The organism is Bacteroides acidifaciens (assembly GCF_024623065.1).
GTDB lineage: Bacteria > Bacteroidota > Bacteroidia > Bacteroidales > Bacteroidaceae > Bacteroides > Bacteroides acidifaciens.
Genome location: NZ_JANJZR010000132.1, coordinates 1 through 5,612, shown reverse-complemented (window position 1 = coordinate 5,612; position 5,612 = coordinate 1). Strand labels below are relative to the sequence as shown.

Annotated in this window: 8 protein-coding genes; 2 read left to right on the top strand and 6 right to left on the bottom strand. The window is 38.4% G+C overall.

The genetic code is table 11. The features are described 5' to 3' along the window. Positions 1-368 precede the first annotated feature (368 nt). Both NSB03_RS19800 and NSB03_RS19795 read right to left on the bottom strand, forming a co-directional pair. Positions 369-1,601, bottom strand: a complete 1,233-nt coding sequence (locus NSB03_RS19800) for a virulence-associated E family protein (RefSeq protein ID WP_135039475.1) — start codon at positions 1,599-1,601, stop codon at positions 369-371. Then, positions 1,582-1,890 carry a helix-turn-helix domain-containing protein gene (locus tag NSB03_RS19795; protein WP_024988803.1) on the bottom strand — a complete coding sequence of 103 codons (309 nt, stop codon included), beginning with the start codon at positions 1,888-1,890 and terminating at the stop codon, positions 1,582-1,584. Before NSB03_RS19795 ends, NSB03_RS19800 begins: the two co-directional genes overlap by 20 nt. A 339-nt stretch (positions 1,891-2,229) precedes the next feature. On the opposite strand from NSB03_RS19795, the gene NSB03_RS19790 reads away from it, so the two are divergent. Both NSB03_RS19790 and NSB03_RS19785 read left to right on the top strand, forming a co-directional pair. Further along, positions 2,230-2,517, top strand: a complete 288-nt coding sequence (locus NSB03_RS19790; protein ID WP_024988804.1) for a helix-turn-helix domain-containing protein — start codon at positions 2,230-2,232, stop codon at positions 2,515-2,517. 4 nt (positions 2,518-2,521) lie between these two features. Then, positions 2,522-2,803, top strand: a complete 282-nt coding sequence (locus tag NSB03_RS19785) for a helix-turn-helix domain-containing protein (RefSeq protein ID WP_024988805.1) — start codon at positions 2,522-2,524, stop codon at positions 2,801-2,803. 136 nt (positions 2,804-2,939) lie between these two features. Here the strand turns inward: NSB03_RS19785 and NSB03_RS19780 are convergent, their stop codons facing one another. The 4 genes from NSB03_RS19780 to NSB03_RS19765 all read right to left on the bottom strand — a co-directional run. Continuing rightward, complete coding sequence (locus NSB03_RS19780) at positions 2,940-3,212, bottom strand: hypothetical protein (protein ID WP_232430221.1); 273 nt, start codon at positions 3,210-3,212, stop codon at positions 2,940-2,942. A gap of 67 nt (positions 3,213-3,279) precedes the next feature. Continuing rightward, positions 3,280-3,789, bottom strand: a complete 510-nt coding sequence (locus NSB03_RS19775; protein WP_016277457.1) for a hypothetical protein — start codon at positions 3,787-3,789, stop codon at positions 3,280-3,282. Between the two features lie 2 nt (positions 3,790-3,791). Continuing rightward, positions 3,792-4,988 carry an ImmA/IrrE family metallo-endopeptidase gene (locus tag NSB03_RS19770; RefSeq protein ID WP_016277458.1) on the bottom strand — a complete coding sequence of 399 codons (1,197 nt, stop codon included), beginning with the start codon at positions 4,986-4,988 and terminating at the stop codon, positions 3,792-3,794. A 123-nt stretch (positions 4,989-5,111) separates the two neighbouring features. Continuing rightward, positions 5,112-5,612, bottom strand: a 501-nt coding sequence (locus NSB03_RS19765) for a site-specific integrase (RefSeq protein ID WP_257466601.1), incomplete at its 5' end; no start/stop codon positions are given.

Genomic DNA, 5,612 nt, shown 5'->3' with positions numbered 1-5,612 from the left:
AGGGACTTTCGCAAATTTAATCACTTAAAAATTAGATGTTTAACAGCATAAATTTAAATTTTGTCATCTACAAAATTTAACGATAGTAATAATGAAGCAAGAAGCGAGTAAGAAGAAGCACGGGACACTACTACATCTATCTGTTTCTTTTTCAACGGATTGTAGTACATGTAGTAACATAGTAATTATTTATCCTTTAAAAAAGGAATAAATATATCCTATATATTATATTGCCGTTTTTTCTTTTTCCCGGATTTCCCAAAAGTTTGGGATTCTATCTTACTTCATACTACATAATTGTTAAACTGTTGTTTATTAAATTGTTATCTATATCTCAAACAGTATGTAGAAGCTACTACATCCCGGTTTTACCCGTAATCATCCCCTGTACGGGAAGCCGAAACAGGCTTTATCCTGTACCCATATACGGGATAATAGTTGTTGTTTATGCGCTTTTGCACCCGTTTGAAACCGATTTTCCGCAATGATTCCCCCAATCTTTTTTCGGATAACTGAACAGGGGATATATTGCGTAGGTGTGCGAGTATCTGTGCGGTAGTCATGAAACAGTTCCTTTCCTCCTCTGCTGTCGGTTGTTCAAAGTATTGCATCAGCATTTCAAACTCGATTGTCTGCACCTCAAATTCCGCATTTGTCAGGTGCAGTTCTTCAATCTCCGCATCATTGAACCAATAGCGTACACCCTGACGGTACAGGTACATGATTTCGGAATAGACGTTATCCATGTGGATATTTTCTGCCGTGGGCTTGTCTATGTGCAGCACCTCGAACGGCAGAAAACGCCTGCTGCCTGTCGGGTCGGTCAGGAACTCGTTGCCGTTTACTGAAGCCATGAAGCTGGCGAGGTGGGGATATTCCTCTATGTAAATGTCATACGGTCTGCGATACTTCACCGCTGGGGTGGTGATAAGGTTCTTCAATGCGTTCTCGTTCTGCTTGTTGAGTTCCTTTAGCTGGTCGTCAATGTTGATGAACAGGTATTCAGCTATCAGTGTCAGGATGTCTTTGCCCTGCGGGTCTATCTTTCCGGTAAACAGGTAGTTCTTAAGCGGTGTCGGGCAAAGGTTGTCCAGCCACCACGATTTGAACTGTCCCTGCTTGTCCCCTGTCAATACCAGACAGGTATGGTTCTGACACCCCGTGTCGTTCATCGCGTTGGCTACCACACCAATAAGCCATTTCGTGAAATATTCCTCCCATTTGCCGGGATTGGCTACCTGTACCGTGTTCAGAAGCCTGCCGATATGCCCGTGTTCGGCAGGATTCAGTAAGGGCAGGGCGTTGAAGTATTCCCGTATGGGATGTACCTTTCTTGCGAAATCGCTTTCCAGTATGGTACGGATGTTTTCGGCAGAGGTAACGATACCAGCGGTTGCGTCCAGCCTGCGCCTGAATGAGTTCAGAACGAATTTTGTAACGGGCTGGTACAAGCCCGAAGAACTTGCAGCCCGGTATTCCGTCCGGCTCTTTACGGTGTTGAACCGGAAATCGTACAGGACGTTCAGCAGGCTTTCGATACACTCGTTCTTAGACTGCCAGCCCTCGATATGCCGTGTATCATCACCTCTTTTCTTTTTCATCGGGAAGTCTGTTAGAAGCCGGGACATACTGCTGTTGCATCCATTTTTTGAGTTCCTCCATGTCGAAACGCAGGGTACGCCCACGCTTGACACACGGTATCAGTCCCTTGCTGGCTAAATGATACAGATAATTGACCGAATACCCGGTTATGCCGCTGGCAACGGATATTTTGACTAACACAGGCTCTTTTCCGTCCTGCCGTTCTTCGGGCTGTACGCCCGTGACCGGGGCAATCATCTTTTCGATGTTCTCCAGCCACTTGAAAATTTCTTCGAAAGGATTATTCATGAGTGCTTATTTTTTGAATTAGCACCACAAATAAAATAAGAAAAATCGGTAAAAAACAAAGCGTCAGCCGTTTGGAATCGCTTTGCTTCGCTCTGCACCAAATTAATGTCGGCAAATAGAAAACGGCTTTGTGTTCATTAACCTTACTTATTTAAGGAGTGGAAAAAAACAGTTTTTTTGTTATCGGTTCGTTTCTTTCATGTTGTTTTTGGGTTGGCGGTGGACATTTTCGGACACGCAAGGTCATTTTCGGACAGAGGGAAACAACCTATTATTCAGCCTTATATATTTGCACCAGTGAAGAAAAACGGAGTATTGACAAGAATAAATATATCGGTTATGGAAATAGTGACGATTGAAAAGAAAACTTTTGAACTTTGGAAACAGAGGTTTGAAAATTTTGCGGGTCGTGTGGATGCGCTCTGCGTGCCTTTACGCAGGAAGCGTGACAAATGGCTGGATAACTGCGAGACCTGCCGTTTGCTGAATGTTTCAGCCCGGACGATGCAGACTTACCGTGACACGGGGAAACTGCCTTACTCGCAGATAAACGGCAAGATTTACTACAAGGCTTCGGACGTGGAAACATTTTTGCTCAACCAAGTAAGGGACAATTCTAAAAAGTAGGCGTATGGATTTGATAACGAAAGATTCCGAAACCACGCTGGTGCTGTTTTCTTCCCTTGATAGGGTACTGGAAAACGTGGAGTACGTGGTAATGAACTATCGCCCGGTATTGAACGGTGAACACTACCTGACGGGCGATGAGGTGTGCAGGCGGCTTTGCATCAGCAAACGGACGTTGCAGGATTACAGGGACACGGGGCTGCTGGGGTACGTGCAGCTTCCGGGAAAAATCATCTACCGGGAAAGTGAGATTTTAGACCTGCTAGAAAGGCATTACAGAAAATGAAATCTTGAAAACATGAAATCTTGTTTTATTGATGTCTTGCTTTCTTGAAATATAGCTATCTTGTTTTCTATATTGTTTGATTGATTGAAAGCCAGCAATCATGTTTTCTTGAAAACTGTGTTGCTGGCTTTTCTATTTACTTACTTCTTATTTTCAATCTTTTAAAAATAATAATCAAGGCTCCTATTACCATTAGTAAAACTCCAGGAGAAGCATTTATTAATTTTGATGTAAAATCTGTTCCTTCAATAATCCAATTGATGTTCCCAGTAAACCCTAAAATGGTAAGTATAATACCTCCAATAATGCAGAAGATGCCACTGCATAAACTTAAAATCATTATTATATATTCGTATTTTATAGCTGTAAGCCCAAAGGCTGTATTAGCTATTTTAGGGTCAATATCCACAGTGCAACTGTGTAAACAAAGAAAGGTTAAAATAGAGATTATGAGTATATATATAGCTCTATTCATTTTATTTTGACTGTGGAGCGCCATATCCTTTAGAAATATTCAAATCCCTAATTTGAGTATATAAATCAAACATTGTTCCTTTGTTTGAAATCCATTCAGTGATAATGTTAACAAGCTCATTTATATCTGAAATATAGGACATTCTTCCGTCTGCTCCTCTTATACCTTGTGCATCTTTTCTGTGTCCACGAGTTAAAAATGTGTTCTTTTCTTCATAAATCAAATCTCTCGCATCTTTATATGTATCGCCTTTTGGAAGATATTTTCTTAATAAACGATTGACAACATTATAATATAAATTATATTTAGCTTCAGGGTCATCGATTTGTTCTAAAACCATATCTGCCAACTCATTTTTGAGTTCGATTTGACCGTTTACATCAAAATCAAATGTTTCTTCTTTGATTTCATCAGCTTTCATTAAAATTGCTGCACGCTCTAAATCTTGTTCTTGTTTCCTTTGGAGTTCTTCTAATTCCTCCTGAGATTTTTTTTTCTTTTTTTCTTCCATAATTAATTGTATAAAAATTCTTTGATTTGTTGTACTGATTCCATTAACGTTTCTTTTTCAAATGGGTGAGTATTTATAAGCTCTAAGGCTTCATTCATTTTAGGTATATATTTATTATAAAAAGCCCATTCGTTGGTTTTATAACAATACATTGCATATATAATAGAGGTATGTACTCCCCATTCTTTAGCTAGTTTTTCAATATTATAATGTGATGTAATATACCCTGATGCAAATTTTAATCGGGATTCATTTAATAAATATTCACAAGCAAAATTATCTGCTTGTTCTTCATTCATTAAAAATATGTCTCCCTCATTATTGCTAATATGATACGTTTGTTTTTTGATTTCATCAAAATCAAAAAGTACATGATGTAGTTCATGTAAAAGAGTAAACCATAATGTAGGATAATTATTTTGTAAATTAGAAAGTACAATACATGGTTTATCATTTATTATCATGGTAGCTCCTCTAACTTGTATTTTTTCTAAGCTTGGTTGATATATAACTGTGACCCCAATACGAAATAGTGCTTTCAGCACTCTAATTAGACCATTTTTTATATCTCTTGTGTATGGTCTGATTTTGGGTATTAGTTCAACTAGTTCTTTTCTTATGTATGGATTGGGATTTGCAATAGATTTAAATTGGATAAACGCAGATTGTATCCAAAAATTACGCATTAAATCATTCGAGTTTCTTTTAGAGCGACTAAAAACGGGAAGCAAAGAATTTTCTGAGTAACTGTAAATATTATCAATGTCAAAAAAACGTTTGATTTTATCACTCATATCTTTAGATGAAGCATTGGAATTAAAAAACTTCATCTTAACAAGGATAGATACATCAAAATTTTCAACGATATATCCTGCTTCTCTTGCTCGTTGGATTTCTCCTATTTGTTTAGGAGCTAATTCTGGTACGTAAACTTTTATTAGGTCATTAACAGACAGACCTAAAAAATGAGCCAATTTTACTACATTTATGAAATTGATTTGTTTAGCAGTTCCATTTAATATAGGATTTATAGTTTTAGAATCCATTCCTAAAATTTTCTGAATCTGCCTATCTGATAAGTTTAGTGAATTTTTCTTTTCTTTATACAAATCCTTTAAGGATGCAACCTGACCTATATCGATTGAAGATTGAACAGCTGCATCAATTACTTTACTAAGTTCTATGTCTATATTGTCCATATTTGCAGAAAATTTTCTGCAAATATAAAGAAATAGGTCAATACTCCCTAAAATTATGAGGAAAATTTTCCTCATAATTTTAGGGAGTATTAGTTCTATAAGTATGTATTAAGTAATCTTTTGTTATACAGATAGTTGTTTTTCAACGGCTTGCATATCCCTTAGTATCGTTTGGTCTAATACTTTCGCATAATGCTGCGTCATTCGGGTGGATGAATGCCCCAGCATTTTAGCCACATTCGGCAGTGACACGTTGTTAGCCAGTGCGATAACCGAAGCGAAACTGTGCCGGGCTGTGTGCGTGGTCAGGTTCTTTTTAATACCGCACAGGTCGGCAATCTCTTTCAGGTAGCTGTTCATCTTCTGATTGCAGGGAACGGGCAACAAAGTTCCTTTATCCATGCAGTAGGGGTTATCCTTATACTTTTCAAGTATCTGTTTGGGAATACTCAAAAGCGGGATGTTACAGAGGTTGTTTGTCTTTTCACGGGGTTTCACTATCCACAGGTTGCCGTTGCTGTCCTCTGAAACGTGTCCGGGGCGCAGATTATACACGTCTATGAATGCCAGACCAGTAAAGCGATAGAAAACTATCAATGCAACCAATAGAGGAATCCGGCAAAA

Bases quoted from the DNA above. Each gene is read 5' to 3' on its own strand.
- NSB03_RS19775 (WP_016277457.1), bottom strand. From the start codon at position 3,789: ATGGAAGAAAAAAAGAAAAAAAAATCTCAGGAGGAATTAGAAGAACTC.
- NSB03_RS19800 (WP_135039475.1), bottom strand. From the start codon at position 1,601: ATGAAAAAGAAAAGAGGTGATGATACACGGCATATCGAGGGCTGGCAG.
- NSB03_RS19770 (WP_016277458.1), bottom strand. From the start codon at position 4,988: ATGGACAATATAGACATAGAACTTAGTAAAGTAATTGATGCAGCTGTT.
- NSB03_RS19795 (WP_024988803.1), bottom strand. From the start codon at position 1,890: ATGAATAATCCTTTCGAAGAAATTTTCAAGTGGCTGGAGAACATCGAA.
- NSB03_RS19790 (WP_024988804.1), top strand. From the start codon at position 2,230: ATGGAAATAGTGACGATTGAAAAGAAAACTTTTGAACTTTGGAAACAG.
- NSB03_RS19785 (WP_024988805.1), top strand. From the start codon at position 2,522: ATGGATTTGATAACGAAAGATTCCGAAACCACGCTGGTGCTGTTTTCT.